This is a genomic window from Eubacterium sp. 14-2 (assembly GCF_000403845.2).
In the GTDB taxonomy this organism is placed as follows: Bacteria; Bacillota; Clostridia; order Lachnospirales; family Lachnospiraceae; genus Petralouisia.
Genome location: NZ_KE159567.1, coordinates 51,081 through 76,006 on the forward strand (window position 1 = coordinate 51,081; position 24,926 = coordinate 76,006).

Annotated in this window: 32 protein-coding genes; 26 read left to right on the forward strand and 6 right to left on the reverse strand. The window is 45.2% G+C overall.

Annotation, left to right across the window (positions count from 1 at the left end; genetic code table 11):
* The coding region (locus C805_RS0103945) for an N-acetylmuramoyl-L-alanine amidase (protein ID WP_016213201.1) at positions 1–921 on the forward strand (921 nt) is incomplete at its 5' end.
* Between the two features lie 32 nt (positions 922–953).
* Here the strand turns inward: C805_RS0103945 and C805_RS07535 are convergent.
* The 5 genes from C805_RS07535 to C805_RS07555 all read right to left on the reverse strand — a co-directional run bounded on the left by C805_RS07535 (position 954) and on the right by C805_RS07555 (position 3,367).
* Positions 954–1,235, reverse strand: a complete 282-nt coding sequence (locus C805_RS07535) for a hypothetical protein (protein WP_016213202.1) — start codon at positions 1,233–1,235, stop codon at positions 954–956.
* Positions 1,236–1,250: 15 nt separating this feature from the next.
* Complete coding sequence (locus C805_RS07540; RefSeq protein WP_016213203.1) at positions 1,251–1,547, reverse strand: hypothetical protein; 297 nt, start codon at positions 1,545–1,547, stop codon at positions 1,251–1,253.
* Between the two features lies 1 nt (position 1,548).
* Positions 1,549–1,911 carry a hypothetical protein gene (locus C805_RS07545; RefSeq protein ID WP_016213204.1) on the reverse strand — a complete coding sequence of 121 codons (363 nt, stop codon included), beginning with the start codon at positions 1,909–1,911 and terminating at the stop codon, positions 1,549–1,551.
* 219 nt (positions 1,912–2,130) lie between these two features.
* Entirely contained in the window at positions 2,131–2,601 is a 471-nt protein-coding gene (locus tag C805_RS07550) for a hypothetical protein (RefSeq protein ID WP_016213205.1), read from the reverse strand.
* A 451-nt stretch (positions 2,602–3,052) separates the two neighbouring features.
* Positions 3,053–3,367, reverse strand: coding sequence for a helix-turn-helix transcriptional regulator (locus C805_RS07555; RefSeq protein ID WP_016213206.1), 315 nt, complete (start codon positions 3,365–3,367; stop codon positions 3,053–3,055).
* Between the two features lie 224 nt (positions 3,368–3,591).
* Here C805_RS07555 and C805_RS07560 point away from each other — a divergent pair, with 224 nt between their 5' ends.
* From C805_RS07560 to C805_RS07575, 4 genes are all read left to right on the forward strand, one after another.
* On the forward strand, positions 3,592–4,299 hold the full coding sequence (locus C805_RS07560; protein ID WP_155957599.1) for a fibronectin type III domain-containing protein: 708 nt from the start codon (positions 3,592–3,594) through the stop codon (positions 4,297–4,299).
* A 15-nt stretch (positions 4,300–4,314) separates the two neighbouring features.
* Positions 4,315–4,767, forward strand: coding sequence for a GNAT family N-acetyltransferase (locus C805_RS07565; protein ID WP_016213208.1), 453 nt, complete (start codon positions 4,315–4,317; stop codon positions 4,765–4,767).
* Between the two features lie 104 nt (positions 4,768–4,871).
* The gene (fucO, locus tag C805_RS07570; RefSeq protein ID WP_016213209.1) at positions 4,872–6,020 is read left to right on the forward strand and encodes a lactaldehyde reductase; all 1,149 of its coding nucleotides are present in this window, start codon (positions 4,872–4,874) and stop codon (positions 6,018–6,020) included.
* Positions 6,021–6,230: 210 nt separating this feature from the next.
* Positions 6,231–6,431 (forward strand): DUF1858 domain-containing protein, encoded by a 201-nt coding sequence (locus C805_RS07575; RefSeq protein ID WP_016213210.1) that lies wholly within the window; start codon positions 6,231–6,233, stop codon positions 6,429–6,431.
* Positions 6,432–6,911: 480 nt separating this feature from the next.
* Here C805_RS07575 and C805_RS0103970 read toward each other — a convergent pair whose 3' ends face one another.
* Positions 6,912–7,100 (reverse strand): hypothetical protein, encoded by a 189-nt coding sequence (locus C805_RS0103970; protein WP_022750834.1) that lies wholly within the window; start codon positions 7,098–7,100, stop codon positions 6,912–6,914.
* 548 nt (positions 7,101–7,648) lie between these two features.
* Here C805_RS0103970 and C805_RS07580 point away from each other — a divergent pair.
* From C805_RS07580 to atpA, 21 genes are all read left to right on the forward strand, one after another.
* On the forward strand, positions 7,649–8,437 hold the full coding sequence (locus tag C805_RS07580; protein WP_016213211.1) for an adaptor protein MecA: 789 nt from the start codon (positions 7,649–7,651) through the stop codon (positions 8,435–8,437).
* Positions 8,438–8,488: 51 nt separating this feature from the next.
* Entirely contained in the window at positions 8,489–10,360 is a 1,872-nt protein-coding gene (locus C805_RS07585; protein ID WP_016213212.1) for a glycosyl hydrolase family 18 protein, read from the forward strand.
* A 356-nt stretch (positions 10,361–10,716) separates the two neighbouring features.
* Positions 10,717–11,460: a LytR/AlgR family response regulator transcription factor gene (locus tag C805_RS07595; protein ID WP_051135818.1), complete on the forward strand. Its 744-nt coding sequence runs from the start codon at positions 10,717–10,719 to the stop codon at positions 11,458–11,460.
* Entirely contained in the window at positions 11,457–12,869 is a 1,413-nt protein-coding gene (locus C805_RS07600) for a sensor histidine kinase (protein WP_016213215.1), read from the forward strand. The genes C805_RS07595 and C805_RS07600 overlap by 4 nt, the downstream gene beginning before the upstream one ends.
* Before the next feature lie 2 nt (positions 12,870–12,871).
* A complete protein-coding gene (gene fliD / locus C805_RS07605) occupies positions 12,872–13,522 on the forward strand; it encodes a flagellar filament capping protein FliD (RefSeq protein ID WP_016213216.1) in 651 nt (216 codons plus the stop codon).
* A gap of 160 nt (positions 13,523–13,682) precedes the next feature.
* Complete coding sequence (locus C805_RS07610) at positions 13,683–14,639, forward strand: ABC transporter ATP-binding protein (protein ID WP_016213217.1); 957 nt, start codon at positions 13,683–13,685, stop codon at positions 14,637–14,639.
* Positions 14,636–15,550 (forward strand): ABC transporter permease, encoded by a 915-nt coding sequence (locus tag C805_RS07615; protein ID WP_016213218.1) that lies wholly within the window; start codon positions 14,636–14,638, stop codon positions 15,548–15,550. Before C805_RS07610 ends, C805_RS07615 begins: the two co-directional genes overlap by 4 nt.
* A gap of 2 nt (positions 15,551–15,552) precedes the next feature.
* Complete coding sequence (locus C805_RS07620) at positions 15,553–15,990, forward strand: LytTR family DNA-binding domain-containing protein (RefSeq protein WP_016213219.1); 438 nt, start codon at positions 15,553–15,555, stop codon at positions 15,988–15,990.
* Positions 15,991–16,002: 12 nt separating this feature from the next.
* Positions 16,003–16,440, forward strand: a complete 438-nt coding sequence (locus tag C805_RS07625; RefSeq protein WP_016213220.1) for a DUF3021 family protein — start codon at positions 16,003–16,005, stop codon at positions 16,438–16,440.
* A gap of 83 nt (positions 16,441–16,523) precedes the next feature.
* Positions 16,524–17,264, forward strand: coding sequence for an N-acetylmuramoyl-L-alanine amidase (locus tag C805_RS07630; protein ID WP_016213221.1), 741 nt, complete (start codon positions 16,524–16,526; stop codon positions 17,262–17,264).
* A gap of 152 nt (positions 17,265–17,416) precedes the next feature.
* Positions 17,417–18,478, forward strand: coding sequence for an L-threonylcarbamoyladenylate synthase (locus C805_RS07635; RefSeq protein ID WP_016213222.1), 1,062 nt, complete (start codon positions 17,417–17,419; stop codon positions 18,476–18,478).
* 25 nt (positions 18,479–18,503) lie between these two features.
* On the forward strand, positions 18,504–19,010 hold the full coding sequence (locus tag C805_RS07640; RefSeq protein WP_016213223.1) for an arsenate reductase/protein-tyrosine-phosphatase family protein: 507 nt from the start codon (positions 18,504–18,506) through the stop codon (positions 19,008–19,010).
* On the forward strand, positions 18,967–19,596 hold the full coding sequence (gene upp, locus C805_RS07645) for a uracil phosphoribosyltransferase (RefSeq protein ID WP_016213224.1): 630 nt from the start codon (positions 18,967–18,969) through the stop codon (positions 19,594–19,596). The genes C805_RS07640 and upp overlap by 44 nt, the downstream gene beginning before the upstream one ends.
* Before the next feature lie 56 nt (positions 19,597–19,652).
* Positions 19,653–20,138, forward strand: coding sequence for a deoxycytidylate deaminase (locus C805_RS07650; protein WP_016213225.1), 486 nt, complete (start codon positions 19,653–19,655; stop codon positions 20,136–20,138).
* A 92-nt stretch (positions 20,139–20,230) separates the two neighbouring features.
* Positions 20,231–20,524, forward strand: coding sequence for an AtpZ/AtpI family protein (locus tag C805_RS07655; RefSeq protein WP_016213226.1), 294 nt, complete (start codon positions 20,231–20,233; stop codon positions 20,522–20,524).
* Positions 20,508–20,933, forward strand: a complete 426-nt coding sequence (locus tag C805_RS07660) for a hypothetical protein (protein ID WP_016213227.1) — start codon at positions 20,508–20,510, stop codon at positions 20,931–20,933. The genes C805_RS07655 and C805_RS07660 overlap by 17 nt, the downstream gene beginning before the upstream one ends.
* 98 nt (positions 20,934–21,031) lie before the next feature.
* The gene (gene atpB, locus C805_RS07665; protein WP_016213228.1) at positions 21,032–21,766 is read left to right on the forward strand and encodes a F0F1 ATP synthase subunit A; all 735 of its coding nucleotides are present in this window, start codon (positions 21,032–21,034) and stop codon (positions 21,764–21,766) included.
* Between the two features lie 169 nt (positions 21,767–21,935).
* A complete protein-coding gene (gene atpE / locus C805_RS07670; RefSeq protein ID WP_016213229.1) occupies positions 21,936–22,193 on the forward strand; it encodes an ATP synthase F0 subunit C in 258 nt (85 codons plus the stop codon).
* Between the two features lie 157 nt (positions 22,194–22,350).
* The gene (gene atpF / locus C805_RS07675; protein ID WP_016213230.1) at positions 22,351–22,866 is read left to right on the forward strand and encodes a F0F1 ATP synthase subunit B; all 516 of its coding nucleotides are present in this window, start codon (positions 22,351–22,353) and stop codon (positions 22,864–22,866) included.
* Positions 22,854–23,420, forward strand: coding sequence for an ATP synthase F1 subunit delta (atpH, locus tag C805_RS07680; protein WP_016213231.1), 567 nt, complete (start codon positions 22,854–22,856; stop codon positions 23,418–23,420). The genes atpF and atpH overlap by 13 nt, the downstream gene beginning before the upstream one ends.
* Positions 23,417–24,922, forward strand: coding sequence for a F0F1 ATP synthase subunit alpha (gene atpA / locus C805_RS07685; RefSeq protein WP_016213232.1), 1,506 nt, complete (start codon positions 23,417–23,419; stop codon positions 24,920–24,922). Before atpH ends, atpA begins: the two co-directional genes overlap by 4 nt.
* The last annotated feature ends 4 nt before the right edge of the window (positions 24,923–24,926 follow it).

Consider the following 24,926-nt stretch of genomic DNA (forward strand, 5'->3'; position numbering starts at 1 on the left):
GACGGTATTTATCAGGCAGCGGAACATACGGACGGGACGTATTCCATCGGAATCGAATATGGCGGTAATCATGCTGTCCGTGACGCAAATAACCGAAATACCATTAACATCGAAATCTGTGTAAACAGCGACGGGGATTATGAAACAGCCCGTGCAAATGCCATTGCACTGGTGAAATATCTGATGGAGGAAACCGGGATTCCTGCAGACCGGGTCATTCGTCATTATGACGCCAAAGGGAAATACTGCCCCCGGAAGATGATGGACAGGACGGAGTTGTGGGAAGATTTCAAAAAGCAGATTTCCGGACAGGACGGAGCCGGAGAGGAAGCGGTGCAGCCGGAAGACAAAAAGCCGGAAAAACCTGTGGAAAATGAGAAAGAAATCTGGTACCGGGTGGGTTCCGGCTGGAAAGGCGGTATCTGCCAGAAACAGACAGGGGCTTATCATAATAAGGATTTTGCCATTGCGGACTGTAAACCGGGCCAGAATGTCTATGACGAAAACGGAAAAATCATTTATTCCGGAAAGGATACAGCAGGCGGGTCCACAGGAGGAAATACATCCGCTCAGGGCTCTGTTGCAGGTTATACTCAGCGGCAGTTCGTTCTGGATGTGCAGAAGGCTACCGGTTCCGGGCAGGATGGTATTGCCGGGGATGAAACACTTGGAAATACCGTGACAGTTTCCAGAAGCAGTCATAAATACCATGCGGTGGTGACTCCTCTGGAGCGGAGACTGAAAGCTCTGGGATATTATACCGGGGAAGTGGAAGCGGACAGAGGGGAGCCGCCCTGTTTTGGAAAGGGGATGGAATCGGCAGTCAGTGAATATCAAAAAATAGTACTGAAGTATCAGAAAACGGATGGCGAGATTACCGCAAGAAAAAAAATGTGGAAGTCCCTGCTTGGGATGATTTAAGAAAGAGCCCCGGTTTTATCCGGGGCTTAAATTCACATATTATTAAATTTTTCAAGGTACTCCCGGAGCCTTTTGGAAAGCTGAAAATCCTTCTCTATATGCTGAGCCCCTTTGTTTGCCGGGACTATTTTCCGGCTTCCCATGATATAGTCCCCAAGCTGCAAACCGGAGTCCAGAAGCTGGTCATTAAGCAGCATGTCCAGCTCAATACTGTTTAATTTTTTATGAAACCCTTCCGGAATCACAAACTCAAGGCTTTCCGGATTCAGGCTTTCAGCGTTTTTGTTTAAATTTTTAAAATATTCTCTGCTCATATTTTCCTCCATTTTTTATAATTCTGCACCGAATACCTGTACATATGTTACGCGTCCGGTTTTTTTATCTGTTATTTTTATTTCTTCCAGTGAAATGGAAGTCTCCCACTGGTCAAAATCCGGGTCATATGTTCTGCTGATTTCAATGTAATACTCCCATTTTTCAAGAGTATTATCCTGCCCGGCAATCCATCGGCTTCCTTCCTCAGCTTCTCCAGCGGCACGCTCAATTTCTTCCCAGATGGAACTCCCGGAGAAAGTGCGCCCTGTTTTCTTGAACAAAATTTCTTCTAAAATTCTATTTCTGTCCATCTTATTTTCTCCTCCTGTTATCTCTGTATTTCTCATTTTCACTTATCAGCCAGTCTCTTCCAGATTTTCTGGCTGTTTCAAAGCCACCTCTCAGGGCTTTCTGTCTTGCAGAATCCGGTGTTATACCGTTCCTTCTTGCCCACTCTGCAAGCGGGATCTCCCGACCCTCCTCTGCCTCAATCGTCACTTCTGAATGAGCCTCCTGGTCTAACCCATGCTCATATTCAGAAGCCATTACGGAAGCAACTTCTTTAATAGCCTCCACTTCGGATTCTGAGAATCCGAAGTGGTTATGAGTTGCGTAGAAATTTAAAACTTCTACAGTTATCCGGAGATCTTCTGCCCCGATTTTAATTATCTTCATTTTCTATCACTCCTCCATTCCTCTGCAGTGACAGGTTACCCAGCAATTCTGCTGTCCGCAAGGCAGGTCAGCATTCGGGAAGTCTCCCTCATTGTGGGGGCAGGAATCGCAATTGTACTCATTTTCTATATTCTCCATGAATTTTCTGTATTTATTTATTTCTCTTTCTGTCTTAATATCTCCATTCTCCCCGTTATGCCGATAAGTCAGCTTTATTTTTTAAGCTGTTACAGTTACTCTTTGTTCTGTGTAGCCTTCGTGGCTCACACAGCAGCCCTTTTTATTATAAACCGGGTTTACCGGAGAGATTTTTAAAATCTCAATGGTGTTCTTGTCAAGGACTTTTATCTGTCCCTGGCAAAACTCCATTCCCGGCTTTACTTTTGAAACGTCAAGGTCTTCATGAAACCTCGCCATTTCGTTCCCACTTTTTAAGAAGCAATCAGATTCTTCTCTTACAGGTGTCCAGATAACTGTTTTTCCCCAGTAGCAGGAGAAAATCCGGTTTCCGTCCGTGTAGAACCCCTTCTTTATGTTTTGCACATTCATTTTACGCCTTCCTTTCTTCTTTGCCGGGCTTTTAAACTCTGCCCAGGCCATTTTAAGGCAGAGTGAGAAGATGTTTCTGGAATCTTCTCTTTTAATTTCCCATGCTCTTTTCATAATCTTTTTTATCTCTGCCTTTTTCATTTTCTTTTCCTCCGTTCCTTTGATGATTTTATTATACTACGCTAACGTAGTATTGTCAAGACATGAATTAAAAGTTTTTGAAAAAATATAAGGATTTAAAAAAAAGTGAAATGTCCGCAGAATGTACGCAAAAGATGATAAAACCACTTTAAATAAGGAAAAGATACTTTGACTTTTAATCAAGTTGTCCGGGGTTCGAATCCCCGATGTCTCATTACTGAAAGCCTTTAAAACAGGCGTTTTCAGAAAGAAAGCACTCCGATTGCCGGGGTGCTTTTTTATCTTACAGGAAATACCTTGTCACACTATAGAAGATGTCGCTAAAGCGACCGCGCTCGGCGCAGCAAACTGTCCAGGTCCCTCATGAATGAGGGATCCAGGGAGTTGAAGCGAACCTGTCCGCTTTGTTGTTTGTTTAGGCTGAAATCAGATAGCATCTTTTTGCCTCCTGCTATCCCTGTTCTTCACAAAGCCGGTTGAGCAAACTTAGCACCAGAATCATATCACTGTCATTCAGCAGCTTAAATTTGGACAGAGCTTTATTGACAAGCTCCGGATTTTGCTGCTGCCGGTCAAAAAATTCAGCAGGCGTTATCTGGAAATAGTCACATATGGAGAAAAATTCATTTAAAGAAGGAAGGGACTTACCGGAGGAAATATTGTTGATGTATCCCCGGCTGTGCCCTAAATCATAACTCATCTGATATTCTGAAACACCTTTTCTGATACGAAGCTGCGTAATCCGATTTCTGACAAATTCATCCATTTCTATCTCCCCTCCTGCCTGTATACATATTATAAAGGACAAAAAAACGACAATATTCTATGTAAAAATGTTATAATTCCTTGAAACATATATTTTAAAATGTTATTATATGATAGAAAATGATAAAAAGAAAAATATGTAAAAGAAAAACATTTATAAAATGATAATGGCATAAACGAAAGGCGTGGAGTACAGAAATGCGGAAACGGACAGCAGAAAACCTGATGATGTTATTATTATGCTTTAGTTTTGTTTTTTTATTTAGAGCCTCTACGGTAAATGCGGCCAGAATGGAGGAAGCGGAAGAATATGAACTGGGAACTGTTTTCCAGGGAAAACTGACTTTTGACGAAGGGGTACGGTATTTTCGCTTTGTGATACCGGAAAGATCCCGGGTTACCCTGTATCTGGAGCGCAGCGGGAAGGGCTGTGAAGGAGCCGTTTATAATAAGACAGGCAGTGAGATGATGAAAAAAGCCGATTTGGAATATAAGACAGATTATTTCACAGGCTGGTCTTCCGCAAGCCTGTCAAGGATTCTTGTTCCGGGTACTTATTATCTGGAAATCAGGAATCATGGAAAATGGAGCTGGCAGAAATATAAATTTTCTTTTTGCATTCAGGCGGAAAAAGAGATAAAATTGAACAGAGGTGTGATCCGTTCTCTGGAAAGCCCAACGGAAGGAGAACTTACAGTAATCTGTGAAAAAGCGGAATATGCCATCGGTTACCGGATTCAGTATGCAACGGATGAGCGGTTGAGGGAGGGGGTTAAGACAGTCTGTTCGTCAACCAGAGTGAAAACCCTTAAAAATCTGAAAAAGGGAGAACGTTACTATATCAGAGTATGCCCATATACCGTGTATGAGGATGGCACTTTTGTATATGGACAAAATTCTTACACAGAAACAATTGTAATCAGAAAAAACTGAGAAAATGGAGGAGAAATGACAGAATTAAAAGAAATTGATGAAAATAACTGGCTCCAGGCGGCACAGTTAAAAGTGGCAGAAGAACAGAAATTTTTTGTGGCCCAATCTATAGGGATTCTGGCAAGAGGATATGTGTATCGAGAGGACAGAGCAAGGGTATTTGCCATATCTGACGGAAATGAACTGGTGGGACTTGCCATGGTCCGGGATCTGGATGAAGAACCGGCCTGTTACGATTTACAGCAGTTTATGATAGATGAAAAATTTCAGGGAAAAGGATATGGAACGGAAGCTCTGGAGAAAATTTTAAAAGTTCTGGGAGAAGAAGGAAAATATTCCTGTGTGGAAGTATGTGTGAAAAAAGAGGCAAAAGCAGCCTTCCATGTATACGAAAAAGCAGGTTTTCATGATACAGGCTATGTGGATGAAGATGCGCCGGGTTCCTGCAACCTGATGTACAGATTTTAAATGTGCGAAAAATGGAAAAGAGCTATTGAAATTTCAGAAGATTTCAGAGATAATAGAAATACAGTTTCAATTACGGAGCTGTATGACCAGAAAGGAGAAGGAAAATGGCAAACAGATTTGTATTAAACGAGACATCGTATCATGGAGCAGGTGCAATTCAGGAAATTGCAACAGAGGCAAAAGGAAGGGGATTCCAGAAAGCATTTGTGTGCTCAGATCCGGATCTTGTAAAATTTGGGGTAACAAAAAAAGTATTGGATGTATTGGACAAAGCCGGGCTGGTATATGAATTATATTCCAACATCAAGGCAAATCCCACCATCGAGAATGTACAGACAGGTGTGGAAGCATGTAAGAAATCAGGGGCGGATTACCTGATTGCCATCGGCGGCGGTTCTTCCATGGATACTGCAAAAGCCATCGGTATCATTATCAATAATCCGGATTTTGCAGATGTGGTAAGTCTGGAGGGAGTTGCTCCCACAAAGAATAAATCTGTTCCGATTTTTGCAGTACCTACCACAGCAGGAACTGCAGCAGAGGTTACTATTAATTATGTGATTACCGATGCCGCAAAGAATCGCAAAATGGTGTGTGTAGACCCCAAAGATATTCCGGTTGTGGCTTTTGTGGATTCCGATATGATGACCACCATGCCAAAAGGACTGACAGCAGCTACCGGTATGGATGCCCTGACCCACGCTATTGAAGGTTATATTACAGCAGGCGCATGGGAATTATCCGATATGTTCCACATTAAAGCCATTGAAATTATTGCAAAACATCTTCGCGGTGCAGTGGAAAATACACCGGAAGGAAGAGAAGGAATGGCCCTTGGACAGTATGTGGCCGGAATGGGATTTTCCAATGTGGGACTTGGAATCGTACATTCCATGGCACATCCTTTGGGTGCACTGTACGATACGCCTCATGGTGTGGCCAACGCAATTATTCTTCCCACTGTTATGGAATACAATGCAGAATCAACGGGAGAAAAATACCGTGAAATTGCCAGAGCAATGGGTGTGGAAGGCGTAGACTCCATGAGTCAGGAGGAATACCGCAAAGCCGCAGTAGACGCAGTAAAGAAACTTTCTCAGGATGTTGGAATTCCTCAGGATTTGAAGGAAATCGTAAAGAAAGAAGATATTCCGTTCCTGGCACAGTCAGCTTATGATGACGCATGCAGACCTGGAAATCCAAAAGAAACCAGTGTGGAAGATATTACGAAACTGTATGAATCTTTAATTTAAAAGAATAAAACATGAGGGGCATTCCGTTTGGGATGCCTCTTTTATTCTTCTATAGGAAAGACCCTGTCACGCTGAAGGGCACACGAAAACCTCTTTTCAGATTCATTGAAAAACCCTTTGAATAAAACATTGCATAATAGGAAGAATGGTATTATAATATAGAAATGCATGTACTGTAAGATGTATGTGAAACATAAGGAGGTAAGAAAAATGGCTCAGGTGACAAAAGAAACCATGATTGGAGAACTGCTTCAGATTGATGAAAATATCGCGCCGATTTTACTGGAAATCGGTATGCATTGCCTTGGATGCCCTTCATCTCAGATGGAGACCATTGCAGAAGCAGCAATGGTACATGGAATAGAACCGGATGCACTGGTAAATAAAATTAATGATTTTCTGGCAAAATAATCATTATTCCGGCCAGGCTGCGGCGGCAGGATTAGATTCCCGCTGCGGCAGTTCACAGTGACGGAATGATACAAAGGAACGGAGTAATCACATTTGTTCAATTATGTGATTACCCCGCCTTTTCTTTTGTTCAAAACCAGCGGACAGTTCCCGTATACCTTGAAACAGTCCGGTTCATATATGATTCGTGAATAAGAATTCTCTTCTTATGCAAAATTTAAAATACCTGAACGATTCCCCCCTTTTGTTTCTTCATGACGATGAAGTTATTTCGTGATATAACAAAGTTTTCAGATGGAACAGCGGTACGGGCTGTCCCACACAGATACGCTCCGGAATATTCCGGAATAAACAGAATCCCTGGAAATCCTGGTTCTTTTTTCTTTTCCCAAAGTATGGAATGGAATATTCCACAACTGCCAGCACAGCAATTTTTTGTAATGGCGATAAGGAAACCTTTCGCCCTGCGTTTACCGCAGATCACAGAGGATTTTCCAGAGAATCTGACTTGTCTGAAAAGGTCTTTCTGCCGAGATGTAAAGTAAGAAGTTCCATGGCGCCCCACAGGGCGGAACAAAGTCCGGAATACCGACGTTTTATGAAATGTATCTGAATATCAGCAGTCAGATGGCTGCCTGTTTCCGGGTTAATTTTATCGGATTTCCACATACTATATTTATTGAACTGCTCATGCTCCGTAAGGTATATTGGCTGAACCTGAACATTCACAGGGCATTGGTACGGGAATAAGATGATACAGAAACGGGGAAATACATGAAGAGATACGTTTACTGAAATGTGTCATTAAGACCTTGCAGACGGGCAGAACCATCATCTGGAAAGATTCTGCCATAAGTTCCCGACCCCGCAGCAGGTTACTTTTCAAAATAAAAGTGTTATAATAAGAAAGGAAAAGCAGCTGCAGGATGGAAAAATATTGCGGGCTCCTTTCTGTCGGAACCGAACTGACATCTCTGAAACATTTATAGCATACAAATATTAGCAAATGCAATAGTTTTTGAAAAATGTTTAGAAAATTAATACTTTTTTTAGAAAAACGGGGGGAGTACGACTTGACGAAATACAAGAATATGTAATATACTTTGAGTACCATAAAAAGCAGTAAAATAACAGGATTTTTGCATAATTTATTTTGTTCTTTGTTGTATTTATATAGAGATTCCCGATGTGGCCATTTAGAAGAAGGAAGGGATTACATGAAAATTGAGAAGGTAAATGAGAACCAGATTCGCTGTACGCTTACCAGAGAAGATCTGGCGGATCGGCAGCTCAAGTTAAGCGAGCTTGCATATGGGACCGAGAAGGCCAAAATGCTTTTCCGGGATATGATGCAGCAGGCAGCTTATGAATGTGGATTTGAAGCAGAGGATATCCCGTTAATGATTGAAGCGATTCCTCTGTCAGCAGATACAATTATACTGATTATTACAAAAGTGGAGTATCCGGAAGAACTGGATACCCGGTTTTCCCAGTTTGCACCGGGAGAGCCGGAAGACGATACGAAAGAGGAATACACAGGAGAGGAAAGCGACAGGGTGTTTGAGACAGCGGGAGCAGATGACATTCTGGATCTGGTCCGTAAACTGCAGGAGCAGAGCAAGGGAGCGGAGACAGCCAACTGCGACAACGACTTTATTCCTCTTGAAAAAGCCATCCGGCAGAAGCAGGAAACAAAGGAACCCCTTGTGGTGGATATCACCAAACTGTTTGTGTTTGATGAGCTGGATGAAGTAAATCGGCTGGCACGGGTGCTGAAAGGATTTTATAACGGCTGCAACGTGCTGTATAAAAATAAACTGAACCGGAAGTATTACCTGATTATCAGTAAAAGTCAGCATACACCGGAGGAATTCAACAAGGTATGTAATATTTTGGCGGAATATGCACATCAGGAAAAATATTCATCTGCAATCAGAGCGTACTGTGAAGAACATTATGAGCTGATTTTGAAAGAGGACGCATTGCAGATACTGAGTAAAATTTGAGAATGACCCCTTGTGTTTTTACATGAGGGGTTTTCTACATAGGAGGATGAAATGTCAGAAACAGACAGGACGCCGGAAGAAATGGCGGGGAGAAACGAAGGGAAATCAGAAAATACAGAAAGCAGGAGAGGGCGGGGATCCGACAGGCAGAGGCCGCGGAGAGCTTCCAGGAGGAACCGGCGGAGGCGCCGCAGCAGAATGACGCCGGTGCTGGCAGCAGTTATTTTTATTACAGTGGTGGTTCTGCTGGCGCTGCTCAGTGTGGTGATTAAGAAATACAGTCCCAGTAAAGAACGTGCGGATTTGAATGAATACTATAATGTTCAGGGTGAAGAAGACCTGGCTGTGGTTCTGGATAACCAGCTTCTGGAGGAACAGGCAAAATACTGGGACGGTCATGTATATATGGACTATAAACTGGTACAGCAGTACCTGAACCAGCGGTTTTACTGGGATTCCAATGAAAATATCCTGCGGTATGTGACCAGTACGGATATTATTTCCGTAAATGCAGGCGCTATGGAATATGCGGTCACAAAGAAAAATGAAAGCACGGATTATGTAATTGTCCGGGTGGACGGAGAGCATATGTACCTGGCACTGGATTTTGTGCAGCAATATACAAATATTGATTTTGCCATGTATCAGAATCCCAATCGGGTGAAAATTACTGCAGCCTGGGGTGAGATTCAGACTGCGCCCATTCGGAAAAAAACGGAAATCCGTGTAAAAGGCGGTATTAAAAGTCCCATTGTGGCGGATTTGGAAAAAGACAGTACAGTAACCATTCTGGATACGGGAGAAGACTGGAGCAGGGTCTGCACGCAGGACGGTATGATAGGGTGGCTGAAAAATAAAAGACTGGGTGAGACAGGTACGGAAACGCTGGCAAGGGAGTTTGATGAGCCGGTATTTTCCCATTTACTGAAAGAGGGTCCGGTAAGCCTCGGATGGCATCAGGTGACCAGCCAGGAGGCAAACGGAAGGATTTCCAATATCCTGCAGTCCACCAAAGGCGTGAATGTAATTTCTCCCACCTGGTTTTACCTGAATGACAATGACGGTAATATTTATTCTCTGGCCAGCCGGGATTACGTCAATTACTGCCATCAGAATAATGTGGAAGTCTGGGGGTTAATCAGTAATCTGGAAAATCCTGACGCTGACAGCACCTATGTGCTGACTCACAGTTCTGTCAGGGATTATCTTACCAGCCAGATTATTGCAGCAGCCATCGAATATGACCTGGACGGTATTAATCTGGATTTTGAGGCTTTAAGCGGTGAAGTGGGGGATGCCTATATTCAGTTTATCCGGGAACTGTCTCTGAAATGTGAGAATAATAACCTGGTGCTTTCTGTGGATAATTATGTGCCCACGGATTATACTGCTTTTTATAACCGGGCAGAACAGGCAGTGTTTGCAGATTATGTGATTATTATGGGGTATGATGAGCATTACAGCGGCTCTGAAGATATTGGCTCTGTGGCCTCCATCGGTTTTGTACGGGATGGCGTGGAGAATACCCTGAAAGAGGTGCCGCCGGAACAGACCATTCTGGGTATGCCCTTCTATAGCAGAATCTGGGAGCTGACGCCCAAAGACGGAGCCGGAGAGGATGTGGAATCTGCTTCTGAGGATTATCTGCCTTATACCTTTACCTGCACAGAAGAGGGTATGCAGACCGTAGAGAACCGTTATACCACCAACGGAGCCCAGCCTGTGTGGTCAGAGGAGGACGGACAGTATATTGCAGAGTATGAAAACGGAGGAAAGACTTACAAAATGTGGATTGAGAATGAGGCTTCTCTGGAGGAAAAGCTGAAGGTCATGAAACAGAATAATCTGGCGGGGGCAGCTTACTGGAAACTGGGACTGGAGCGGCCATCTGCGTGGGATACCATTATAAAATATGTGAATTAGCTCATAAAACCGCCCCATTCATGAGGAAAATCATGGATGGGGCGGTTTTTATGGTGCAGAAAATCCTCTGCGGATACATCTGCAAATCTCTCGTTCCTGAAAGTATCCAGTATTTTCCCTTCATAAAAGAGTCCCAAAAAGCCGAAAAAAAGAATAAGTCCGGAACCACTGAAAGTTATGAAGTGCCAAAGGGGTACTATGGCAGACACATGTTTCCCATTGCTTCTGACTGAAAGGGAGCCAGTCACAACATGGAGGTGTCCAGTCACTGCATTTTCAGAAATTCCGGGGAAAAAGTGTCGATAACATAAATGACCGGAATCCAGAGCTCCCGGAAAGTCATGAGGTGGAAGAAATTGAACATAGCAATCTGTGATGACGAAGCGTATGTGCGCAGTTATCTGCGCGGTCTGACAGAAAAACAGCAGTCTGGCTGCAGGATAACGGAATTTTCATCTGGAAAGGAGCTGCTGACACATCTGGAGAAGGAAATTCCGGATATCCTGTTCCTTGACATTTCCATGGAAGGAGCAGATGGAATGGAAGTGGCCAGGAAATTTCGGATTCGGGCCGGAGAACAGGGCGAAGGCGCATGGGGAAGCCTGCCGCTGATGATTTTTGTAACAGGTTATCCGGAATATGCCATGGAAGCCTTTTCTGTGCAGGCGTTTCAGTTTCTGGTGAAACCTGTGAAAGAACAGGAATTTGCAGCAGTGTTTGCACAGGCAGTCCGGGAATACCGCTGCCTTACAGACAGAAAATCCAAAGAACCGGAAGAATTGCTGATTCGGATTGGAAATATCACAAGAAAAGTGTCAGCAGAAGATATTTATTATGTGGAAAGCTGCAACCGTAAGGTAATTCTCTGCCTGAATAACGAAAAAATCATATCTTATGACAGAATCAGCCGGCTGGAAGAAGAACTTCCGGAAAGTTTTTTCCGGGTGCACAGAGGGTATCTTATTAACATGAAGTATGTGGAGCGATACAGCCGGACAGAGGTGCGGATGAAAAACGGGGATACATTGTTAATTTCAAAATACAAATATCAGGAGTTTGTGAAAGCATACCTGAACTATATTTCGGAGGAATCTCATTGAGTCAGGCGAATTATGAATGGCTGCTCAGCCTTTCCGGCATTCTGCACATTACAGTGCAGATGCTGTGTTTTCTGGTGATGTGGCATGTTTTTTACCCGGAAAGAAATGTTTTGGATGTTGTCATGGCGGGAATGCTGGCCTGTGTGAATCTTCTGGCAGGCCTTTGGCCGGGACTGCCCGGATGGGTACGGTATGCTTTGTCAGCAGTTCTGATTCTGACCTGTGCTTTTGTGCGGTGTCAGAGGCGTCTGGAAAAACCGGTATTTGTATTGCTGCTGTTTTATAATTTCCACGGGCTTAGTTTCCTTATTACCAACAGCATATTCCAGTACGACAGTGAGAAAGTTTTTGATTCCCTGGATCCTTCCTCCCCGGATTATATGAGTCTGCTTTACCGGAATGCGGCTTTCAGCCAGATGATTCTGGTGTTTGCCTACGGTCTGATGTTTCTGGTTATGACAAAAATCCTGGGAAAAATAATAAAAGAGTTCTCAGATATGAAGTGGCAGGATGTGGTTTTTCTGTCTGCCTTCAACATTGCAGGAGCCATGCTGATGCGGATGGTACTGGATTTGTCCATGATAAAAACGGAACAGGGCATGTTTTTTCTGTTTGATGAAAAAAGAGATATGCGGTGGAGGATTCCCGTGATTGCACTGCTGCTCTGGGTAGGAGAAGTGACAGCCATCTGTATTTTTCAGCAGTATGAAAATCTGCAGCAGGAGCGGCAGAAACATTTTGTGGAAGAACAGCAGATGAAGCTGCTGAAACAGCGGCTGGAGGAAGCAGAACATTTTTACGGAAATATCCGTAAGGTCCGGCATGAAATGAAGAATCATATGACCAGTATCAAAGGGCTGGCAATGGGCGGGAATTATCAGGAGGCCAGGCAGTACATGGAAAAACTGGAGGAAACCATGGAGAATCTGGACTATCGGTTTGCCACGGGAAATCCGGTGACAGATGTGGTAATCAATGACAAATATCAAAAAGCCGCCGCCCTTGGAATTGATTTTCAGGTGAAATTTTATTACAGGCCAGAGGATACCATCCCGGTATTTGACCTGGGGATTCTTCTGAACAATCTGCTGGATAACGCCATAGAAGCCAGTGAAAGGCTGGAAGAGGAGCATAAGCGCCGGATAAACCTTTCTCTGAGACGGAAACAGCAGTTTTTACTGCTTGAAGTGGAAAACAGCTTTGACGGGGCAGTAAACTGGCAGGAGGGCTGCGAACTTCCCTCCACCAGAAAAGCAGAAGGGCCTTCCGGCCGGATGGAGCATGGAATCGGCCTGAAAAATGTAAAAGAGATTGCAGAGCGCTATCTTGGAAGTATGGATATCAAAATAAACGGTGACACATTTAAAGTTACAGTAATGCTGCAGCAGGAGGCAGAAACGGAGGTATAAAGATGCGGGTGACAGACCAGATTTTGAATGCAACAGCAAGGAGAGCCGGGGTTCCGGTAAATATGTCTCTGGTAGATTATCTGAACAAAAACAGTAACAGTCTGGAAGATATATTTGGGGAAGACAAAACCGTAAATCCGGTTGGGAAAAAGAACTGCGAGAAGCTGGAAAAAGCAGCGGAGGAACTGGCACAGAACGTCCAGGCATTTCTGGAAGAAGGACAGGATTCCATGTTTGCCAGAGCAAAAGAAAGCGGCAGCAGTGAGGAAATACAAAAACAGGTGGAAAAACTGCTGGAGCATTATAACAGTACCATGAAAAATTTAAAATCCGGCGATTCTTCCATGGATTACTATTATCGTAAGATGCTTCAGGATGTGGCGGGAGAAAACAGCGAAGCCTTAAAGACGGCAGGAATTACCATAAAGAAAGACGGAACCTTAAGTCTGGATAAAGACAAATTAAAGGAAGCGGATCTGGACAGTCTGGAGAAACTGTTCGGCCCTTCCGGAACCTTTTCTGATAAAGTTGCTTTTCTTGGAGAACAGATTGCGGACAGTGCCAGAGCCAATGGCCTGAGCTATTCCGGCAAATACAATTCCAGTGGAAACAGTTATGGACTTCCGGGAAACAAATATGAATTTTGGGCATAGAGAATAAGCAAAAACAGGACTTCTTTCATAAGGCAGTCCTGTTTTTTGTATGTCACCCTGTATTTTTGCAGGTTGACCTGCTCCTTTTGCATGTTACCCTCTTGCCTGTTGCATTCCTGCTGCAATCTGGTAAAGTGAGTGAAAAAGGAGGGAGACAGAAATGAAAGCAGCCATAACCGCAGAACATCTGAAAAAATATTATGGAGACGTAAAGGCGGTGGACGATATCAGTTTTTCTGTGGAACAGGGAGAACTGTTTGGATTTCTGGGCGTGAACGGCGCGGGAAAGTCCACCACCATCAATATGCTGTGCACCCTGCAGGAGCCCACAGCCGGGAAAGCTGTGATTCAGGGGCTTGAGCTTGGAAAAGATAATGAAAAAATCAGGAGCCATATCGGCGTGGTATATCAGAATAACTGTCTGGATAAATTCCTGACCGTAAAGGAGAATCTGCTGATCCGCGGAAGCCTGTATGAGAAAGACACTGGAAAATTAAAGAAAAATCTCACCCATGTAACGGAAATTCTGGGACTTGGGGATGTGCTGAAACGCCCCTTTGGAAAACTGTCCGGCGGACAGAAACGGAAATGTGAGATTGCCAGAGCTTTAATGCATACGCCGGATATCCTGTTTCTGGATGAACCTGCCACGGGACTTGACCCGGCCACCAGGAAAACCATGTGGGAAACCATACACAGCCTCAGGAAAAATATGAATATGACGGTATTTCTGACGACTCATTATATGGAGGAAGCGGCAAAGGCAGATCATATCGGGATTATGCACCGGGGCCATTTTGTGGAATATGGAACACCCTTTTTCCTGAAGGAAAAATATGCAAAAGACAAACTGTACCTGGTGCCGAAAAAAGAATATTATCAGGAGATTCAGAAAGAACTGGAAGTCCGGAACCTGAACTGGTCCCTGCGGGAAGAACGGATTCTGGTGCGGATAAACGATACGCTGTCCGCCATTCCCCTGGTGAAATCCCTGGAGCAGAAAATCGCCGGATTTGAGGTGCTGCAGGGCACCATGGACGACGTATTTCTGAATGTTACGGAGATGCAGGAAAAAAGCGAGGCTGCGGGAAACACTGCAGGAGGGGGTGCATTATGAAAAAATTCTTAAGTCTGACCAGGAGGAACTGTCTGATATTTCTGAGAGACCGGGGCGCGGTATTCTTTTCTCTGCTGTCCATGTTGATTGTGTTGATGCTGATGGGTGTATTCCTGGGGAATATGAATGAAGAAGGTGTGGTGAACCTGCTGGAAGAGTATGGCGGCCTTCGAGATGGGGCCAAAGACCAGGCCCATGCGAAAGAACTGGTGCAATACTGGACGCTGGCAGGAATTCTGATTGTAAATGCAGTAACCGTTACCCTGACCGTTCTTGGAAACCGGGTGGCAGATTTGTCTGAGCACAGGCTGGCCAGTCTGTATTCTGCTCCGGTAAACCGGAGTGTGGTTGCCCTCTCCTATATGGCTTCTGCTGTACTGGCAGGAATTTTCATGTGTATGCTGACACTGGGAATTGCCCTTTGCTATATTACAGCCACCGGAGGAGAATGGCTGAGTTTTGGCGCCCTGATTCAGATTGTGGGCCTGATTGTGCTGAACACCTGCGTATTTGCGGTCATCATGTATTTCCTTACATTGTTTGTAAAGAGCAGCAGCGCCTGGTCCGGCATTGGCACAGTAGTGGGCACGCTGGTGGGATTTGTGGGAGCTATCTATCTGCCCATGGGCAATCTTCCAAAAGGGGTGGCCGGGGTGCTGAAATATATTCCCATACTCCACGGAGCTTCCCTGATGCGCAGTGTCTGCTGCGGGCAGGCGCTGGAAACCACTTTTGCAGGTACCCCGGCAGAATTGCTGACAGAATATCAGGAACACATGGGAATTACGGTGGAAATGGGAGGAGAAACAGTGGATTCCCTTTTTCAGGTGTTATTTCTGGCAGGCTGTGGTATAATTGCATTTATATTGACTGTACTGATGCAGAAAAGAAAGGATATCAGTGACCGCTAATTATGAAAGTGACTATTTTAGATACGGGGCCGGAGGAGGAAGACGAGATTATCATCCGCTGCAGTTCTCTGAATGAAGACCTGGTGAAGCTGATTAACCGGCTGAAACAGGGCGGGAACAAACTTACGGTATATCAGGACAACGGCATGTTTTTTGTGGAACCGGAGGATGTGTTTTATTTTGAGGCAGTGGACCAGAAAGTATTTGCATACTGCAGCTCGGAGGTATATCAGGTAAAAAGCCGGCTTTATGAGCTGTTGGAAGAACTGCCGGGCCGGGAGTTCCTGCGGGTGTCCAAATCTTCCATTCTGAATCTGAATAAAATCCGGAGGCTGGCCCCGGCATTCGGCGGGCGCTACGAGGCCCTTCTGGAAAACGGGGAAAGAGTGATTATTTCCAGACAGTATGTAGCGCTGCTGAAAGAAAAGCTGGGTGTGTGAGGAGGGAAAATTATGGCAAAGCGACTGGAGACAATGCTGTTCCTTTATGTAAAAATTACGACAGGAATACTTTTTGTGACAGCTTTGTACATTACCGTATTTTATGGATGGGAACTGGAACTTAAAGTGGATATTCTCTGGCAGATTCTGGGGCTTTCTTTCGCCTGTGCTCTGGGCAGCCTGGTAATGCCTGAGGAAACAGAACGGGAGCTGTCCGGGAAATCCATGCTGGCATGTATTCTGCTTTATTATGTTTATGTCAATCTGGTGGTGCTGTTCAGCGGTTTCCGGTTTGGCTGGTTTTCCTTTGACAGCCTGAAACAGGTGCTTGGAATGGTGGCAGCCATTGCTTTTGTATACATTGGAGTGATGCTTCTCTCTTTCTGGAAGGAATACCGGGAGGCAGAGCGGATCAACCGAAAGCTGGAGGGAAGAAAAGCTGTAAAATAAGAAATGGTATTTTTACACAATGCTGTACTAGTCTTTTATGTTCCGTCATACCTTATTTATAAAGATAATCAGGTGAATCGGATATGAAGAAAAGAATAGAAGTTGTGATGGCCCTGGTATTGCTGGTGGGAGCTTATTTTTTTGCCAGAGAGGGAGCCCATATGGTGGAAAATATGCGGGCTCAGAAAGGGGAAATCTGTATTGTGATTGACGCCGGGCATGGAGGCGATGATCCCGGAAAAATCGGTATTAACAAAGAAAAGGAAAAGGATATTAACCTGAAAATTGCCAGGGAACTGCAAAAGCAGCTGGAAAAAGAGGGAATTAAAATTGTCATGACCCGGACAGATGAAAACGGCCTTTACCGGCAGTCTTCCAATAACAAAAAAGTAGAAGATATGAGGAAACGCTGTGAGATTATTACGGAAACAAAGCCGGTATTTACCGTGAGTATCCATCAGAACAGTTATCCGGAAGAATCGGTCAAAGGCGCACAGGTGTTCTATTACGGGCAGTCAGCAGAAGGGAAAAAACTGGCGGAAACTCTGCAGAAGGCCATGGTAGCCGGGCTGGACCCCCAGAATCACAGGCAGGCAAAGGCCAATGAAAGCTATTATCTTCTGAAAAAGACGCCCACACCCACGGTAATTGTGGAATGCGGCTTTCTGAGCAATTCCCAGGAAGCCTCGCTTCTGGCAACAGAGGAATATCAGAAGAAAGTGGCGGAAGCGGTGAAAGCAGGTATACTGGAGTATCTGGGCCGGAACGCCAGCGGGCCGGAAGGAGAAAGCAGTCCGGAAGGGGAGAAACAGACAGAGATGTAAAATCATATAGGGCAGCCATCTGAGAGAACCATTTTTACAATAGTGTGGAAATGGTTCTTTTCCTACAGGATGTAGTGGTTGCGAAGATTACCTGATTATGGGATAATATGATTCAGAAGAAAACAGGCAGGACAGAAACGACAGGTAATCGTATGGAAACAGTAATTGTAAATGTTACGGATGATAATCAGGACAGTGAGCAGATCAGAGAAAAGATACTTGCAGCAGGCCGGATTATAAAACAGGGAGGCCTGGTGGCGTTTCCCACAGAAACGGTATACGGACTGGGAGCAGACGCCCTGAACCCTCAGGCTTCCCGCAGAATATATGAGGCCAAGGGACGTCCCTCGGACAATCCGCTGATTGTACATATTTCCAGTATGGAAGCTCTGGAAAAAATTGCCGAAAGGGTGCCGGAACAGGCCAGGAAGCTGGCAGAGAAATTCTGGCCGGGCCCTCTGACCATGATTTTTGAAAAAAAGGAACTTGTTCCTCTGGAAACCACAGGGGGACTGGAGACGGTGGCAGTGCGTATGCCCGGCCATCCCACAGCCCTGGCACTGACAGAGGCGGGCGGCGGATTTATTGCGGCCCCCAGCGCAAATCTTTCCGGCAGGCCCAGCCCTACCACAGCAAAGCATGTGGCGCAGGACCTTAAGGGGCGTATCCCCATGATTCTGGACGGAGGCCCGGTGGGCATCGGCATTGAGTCTACCATTGTGGATTTTTCTGAGGAAATCCCCATGATTTTAAGACCGGGCTATCTTACGGAAGAAATGATACGGAATGTAATTGGAACGCTCAGGACAGATCCCGGCCTTAAAACGGAGAATCCCAGGGTCCGCCCCAGAGCGCCCGGAATGAAATACAGGCATTATGCCCCGAAAGGTGAGCTGATTCTGGTGTCCGGGGCCGGGGAAAAGGTTCGGGAGAAAATCAATGAACTGGCCCGGAAAGCCGGCGAGGAAGGCAGAGCTGCAGGGATTATAGGGACCGATGAGACCAGAGGGGAATACCGGTACGGCCTGGTGAAAAGTATCGGAACCAGAGCGGATGAGGATACCATAGCCCGGCGTCTGTATGGAATTTTAAGGGAATTTGATGAGCTGGATGTGGATATCATATATTCTGAGAGCTTTTCCACAGCCGGAATCGGACAGGCCATCATGAACCGTCTGCTGAAAGCGGCCGGTCATCAGATTATAGAGGTATAGAGGGGAAACCGGAAAGGCGGCGGATATGAAAAGATATGACAGGATTATTTTCGTATGTAACAGCGGAACAGCGCGTGCACCCATGGCAGAGGCGATTATGAAAGAATATATCCTGAAATTTCCGATGGAAATAGAAAGCCGGGGAATGGTGGTGCTTTTTCCGGAGCCTCTGAATCAGAAAGTGGAGGCAGTGCTGATCAGCAACGGTATCAATGTGGAAAATCAGATGTCGAAACAGCTTTCCGGAGAAGATCTGCTTCCGGAAAATCTGATTATTACCATGGAAGCCGCTCAGAAACAGAAAATACTGGAAGAGCACAGGGACATTTCCGGTGTGGATGTGGAGGTTCTGACGGATTTGACAGGAGATGAACTGGAGATTCTCAATCCTTATGGAGGGACTCTTCAGTCCTATGGAATCTGTTATGAAACATTGAACAAAACCATCCGAAAGCTGGTAAATCTTATAAACGAAGGAGAAGAAGCATATGGGAAAAGTAACAATTATGGAACATCCGCTGATTCAGCATAAAATCGGCTGGCTGCGCAGGAGTTCTACCGGCTCCAGAGATTTTCGGGGAATGGTAGGAGAAATCGCCATGCTGATGTGTTATGAGGCCACCAGGAATCTGGAATTAACGGATATTGAAATCGAGACCCCAATCTGCACCGCTACGGTAAAAGAATTAAAAGGGAAGAAACTGGCGGTAGTTCCTATTCTGCGGGCGGGACTTGGCATGGTGGACGGTATGCTGGCCATGATTCCGGCGGCAAAAGTGGGGCATATCGGCCTGTACCGGGATCCGGATACACTGGAGCCTGTGGAATATTACTGCAAGCTGCCGGAAGACTGTCCGGAACGGGAAGTGTTTGTGGTGGATCCCATGCTGGCCACAGGAGGCTCGGCAGTGGCAGCCATTCAGATGCTGAAGGACAAAGGCGTTCGGAATATACATTTTCTGTGTATCATTGCGGCTCCGGAGGGAGTGGAGGCCATGAAGCAGATACATCCGGATGTGGATTTGTATATTGGAGCGCTGGATAAAGGTCTGAACGAGCACAGCTATATTGTACCGGGGCTGGGAGATGCGGGGGACCGGATTTTCGGTACGAAGTAGCCTGCGGCAGGCCAACTTCAGGAACGGAATGTTTTGAGGAATAGATGAGGTGTAAAATGAGCAGTAAAAGACAGGATTATCTCACCTGGGATGAATATTTTATGGGAGTTGCAATGCTTTCCGCCATGCGTTCCAAAGATCCCGGAACGCAGGTGGGAGCCTGTATTGTCAGTCCGGACAATAAAATTCTGTCCATGGGCTACAATGGGTTTCCCATGGGGTGTTCCGATGATGAATTTCCATGGAACCGGGAAGGAGAGCCTCTGGACAACAAGTATTTTTATACGACCCACAGCGAATTAAACGCTATTCTGAATTACCGGGGCGGCAGTCTGGAAGGGGCGAAACTTTATGTTTCTCTGTTTCCGTGTAATGAGTGCGCCAAGGCAATTATTCAGGCAGGCATCAGAACCATAGTGTACGACAGTGACAAATATAAAGATACTCCTTCTGTGATTGCTTCCAGGCGGATGCTGGATGCGGCAGGTGTTAAGTATTACCAGTATACCCGTACAAACCGAGAGGTAAAGATGGTTCTGTGAAAAATGAAAGAAATGAATAGACATTTGTATGAAAAATGGATATAATAATTTCATATGTATGGAAATTACTGTATGACAGCGGAGGTACCCATGTGAAATACAAAAAAAGCGTATATCGTTCTCTCACATTAATTACGCAGTTTGGAATCAACATGCTGGTGCCGATTTTTTTATGTGTACTGGCAGGTGTTTATATCGGGAAAAAATTTTCCATGGACTGGATTACCATTCCGCTGTTTGCAGTGGGAGCGCTGGCCGGATTCCGCAATATTTTTATTATGGCCAGGAAAATTTATTCCGATGATACTTCTTCCCGGCGTCATGGTGGTTCCGGGGAGCAGTGCAGTCAGAAAGAAAAGGATACCGTTCATGTTAAGAAGGATTAATCAGGTACTTCCGGAACTGTTATGTGGTATTATAATATACGGAGCGCTGATTCAGGCTGCCGGCATATGGTTTGCAGAGGATAAGGTACGATATACCACGGGACTCTGGGCGGGCATTATTCTGGCCATGGGGATGGCAGTCAATATGGCGGTGGTGATTCTCGATACAGTGGACGCCATGGCAGAGAAAAGATATTACCGGAAAGCTGCACTGTATGCGGTGCTGCGCTATCTGGCAGTGGTTTTTGCATTTGTCGTTGTCTGGTATTTTGAACTGGGCAACGTGATTGTTATGTTTGCAGGGGTGATGGGGCTGAAGATAGCTGCTTATTTACAGCCCATTACACATAAATTTATTGTTACCATGCGGGGGAAAAATTCCCGCAGCCATGAAAATAAAAAGAGGTGATGGCTTCGAACTGACAGCAGGAATGTTATGGATTCTGCCCCATGGCAGATGAGACATGATGAAAATTTTATAAAGAAACAATATAAGGAGGTGAGAGAGTGCAGAGTTCAATTTTACTGTCTTCCGGGGCAGACATTGACATTATGGTACATGGTCTGTTTTCCTATGAGCTGTTTGGACATACATTCTGGATTACCACAACTCATGTGAGTATTTTAATCGTTATGATAGTCCTGATCGGGTTTTCTCTTGCAGCTAACCGAGCCATGAAACATGCGGCAGATGTACCGGGAGGCTTTCAGAATGTGGTGGAACTGATTGTGGAAAAACTGGACGGCATGGTTTGCGGCGTTATGGGTAAAAGCGGCGGAAAATTTGTCAACTATGTGGGAACCATCTTTATCTTTATTCTGGTATCCAACCTTTCCGGGCTGTTTGGGCTGCGGCCGCCCACAGCAGACTATGGCGTAACCTTTCCGCTGGCCCTTCTGAGTTTTATTCTGATTCATTTTAATCAGTTTAAGTATCAGACGCCAAAGGCAATATGGACAGATATGTGTTCCCCGCTGCCGCCCTGGCTGCCAATCTGGTTTCCGATTAACCTGATCAGTGAAATCGCGGTGCCGATTTCCCTGTCTCTGCGTTTATTTGCAAACGTATTGTCAGGAACCATTATTATGGCGCTGATCTATGCTTTGCTGTCAAAAGTTGCATATTTCTGGCCAGGCGTATTACATGCGTATTTTGATGTATTTTCAGGCTGTATCCAGACGTATGTGTTCTGTATGCTGACGATGACATACATCAGCAATGCAATCGGGGAGGAAGAGTAACGCTGTTAAGGAAGAACCCCGGTTATGGAAAACCGACGTAAGAAAGGCCGCTTTTTGGCTGCCTACGGCGGATATGTGTAAGCTGTGGAAGAGGAACCTTGCGCAGCGAAAAAAGAGTTCAATTTAATTTAAAAAATAATTATAAGAAAACTCAAGGAGGAAAAATCTTATGGATAACATTACAGGAGCAGAATTAATCAGAGCTTGTTCAGCAATCGGTGCAGGTCTTGCGGTTATCGCAGGTATCGGACCTGGTATTGGACAGGGTATCGCAGCAGGACATGCGGCATCCGCAGTAGGAAGAAATCCGGGAGCAAAATCAGACATTACATCTACCATGCTTTTGGGACAGGCGGTAGCAGAAACAACAGGTCTGTATGGTTTGCTGGTTGCAATCCTTCTGATGTTTGTGCAGCCATTAAAATAAGGGGATTACTTAATGTGCGGAAAGCAGCGCAATATCAAAGAAGCGCCTTTCAGGCATACCCTTATGTGCAGAAAGCGGCACAATATCAAAGAAGCGCCTTTCAGGCATACCTTGATGTGCGAAAAGCGGCACAATATCAATGAAAGGAGGACAGGCCTTGGAACAGTTATTTGGCTTAAATCCACAGCTTTTGCATGACGCGGTTCTCTCGATTCTCGCCATTCTGTTTCTGTTTACATTAATGTCTTATCTGCTGTTTAATCCGGCAAAAAAGATGTTAAAGGACAGACAGGACCGTATTAAAAATGATATAGATACTGCCAGAAAAGACAGAGAAGAAGCTGCTGCTGTTAAAGCAGAGTATGATGAGAAAATCAGAGGAATCGAAAAAGAAGCTGAGGAGATCTTAAGTGAGGCCCGCCAGAAAGCCCTGAAAAATGAAAGCAGGATTGTAGATGAGGCGAAGGAAGAGGCAGCCCGTATCATAAAACGTGCCAACGAAGAAGCGCTGTTGGAGAAAAAACGTATTATGGACGAGGCGAAACAGGAAATGATTGCCATTGCCTCCATGATGGCAGGCAAGGTAGTGACAGCCTCCATTGATACATCCATTCAGGACGCACTGGTGGAGGAAACATTGAAGGAAATAGGTGAGAGTACATGGCAAAGCTAGTATCCAAAACATATGGGGATGCACTGTTTGAGCTTGCTGTGGAATCTGGTCAGGTGGATGAAATGTTGGAAGAAGCAAGAAGCATTCAGCAGATTCTTCGAAAAGACAACGAGCTTTCCAAACTGATGAATCACCCGAAAATCGTAAAAGAAGAAAAAATAGAGATTCTGGAACGGATTTTTAAGGGCAGGGTCCATGATGAAATTACAGGGCTTATGCGTATGCTTGTTTCCAAGGGTCACTATGGTGAAATGGAATCTGTATTCACATATTTCATTGACCAGGTAAAGGAATATAAAAACATCGGCACTGCTTATGTGACTGCACCCATGCCGCTTGCAGACAGTCAGAAAGAGCAGATAAAGAATAAATTACTGGAAACCACCCGTTATGTGGAATTTGAAATTCATTACGATGTGGATGAAAGTTTAATCGGCGGCATGGTAATTCGAATTGGTGACAGAGTAGTGGACAGCAGTGTGAAACATAAATTGCAGAGCCTTACCAGGGAATTATCAAAAATACAGTTGAAAGTAGGTGAATGCGCTCCATGAATTTAAAACCGGAGGAAATAAGTTCAGTTATAAAAGAGCAGGTGAAACGGTATGCGTCTCAGCTTGAAGTATCGGACATCGGTACGGTAATTCAGGTGGCGGATGGAATTGCCCGTATTCACGGCCTTGAAAATGCCATGCAGGGCGAGTTATTGGAATTTCCCGGAGAAGTCTATGGAATGGTATTGAACCTGGAAGAAGATAATGTGGGTGCCGTATTGTTGGGCGACCATAAAAATATCAATGAAGGGGATACCGTTAAGACAACGGGAAGAGTGGTTGAGGTACCGGTAGGCGACGCCATGACCGGACGTGTGGTAAACGCGCTGGGACAGCCTATCGACGGAAAAGGGCCCATTGAAACCACAAAATTCAGACAGATAGAAAGAGTGGCATCCGGTGTTATCTCCAGAAAATCCGTAGATACACCATTACAGACAGGTATCAAAGCTATTGACTCCATGGTGCCCATCGGAAGAGGACAGCGTGAGCTGATTATCGGTGACCGCCAGACAGGAAAAACAGCAATTGCAGTGGATACCATTATTAACCAGAAAGGACAGGGCGTAAAATGTATTTACGTTGCTATCGGTCAGAAGGCTTCTACCGTTGCAACCATTGTAAAAACATTCGAGGAGTTCGGTGCCATGGATTATACCACCGTCGTGGCTTCCACTGCCAGCGAGCTGGCGCCCTTACAGTATATTGCACCATATGCAGGATGTGCTATTGGTGAAGAGTGGATGGAAAAAGGGGAAGACGTGCTGGTTGTCTATGATGACCTGAGCAAACATGCCACCGCATACCGTACACTTTCTCTGTTGCTGCGTCGTCCGCCAGGACGTGAGGCATATCCCGGAGACGTATTTTACCTGCATTCCAGACTGCTGGAACGTGCGGCGAGATTATCTGATCAGTTAGGGGGCGGTTCCCTGACAGCGCTGCCAATTATTGAGACGCAGGCAGGAGACGTTTCCGCATACATTCCGACGAATGTAATTTCCATAACAGACGGTCAGATTTATCTGGAAACAGAAATGTTCAATGCAGGTTTCCGTCCGGCAATCAACGCAGGCCTTTCCGTATCACGAGTGGGAGGCTCTGCTCAGATTAAGGCTATGAAGAAAATTGCGGCGCCTATCCGTGTGGAGCTGGCTCAGTACCGTGAGCTGGCAGCATTTGCACAGTTCGGTTCTGAACTGGATGCAGATACCACGGAGAAGCTGGCACAGGGTGAAAGAATCCGTGAAATGTTAAAACAGCCGCAGTACAGGCCCATGCCGGTGGAATACCAGGTTATGATTATTTATGCGGCTACGAAGAAATATCTTCTGGATGTTCCGGTAGAAGCAATTCTCAGATTTGAGCAGGAACTGTTTGAATTTGTGGATACCAAATATCCGGAGATTCCGGAAGCAATCCGCAATGACAGGGAAATCAAAGAAGAAACGGAAACCAGACTTGTGAAAGCCATTGAGGAATGTAAGGCACAATTTAAGTAGACGG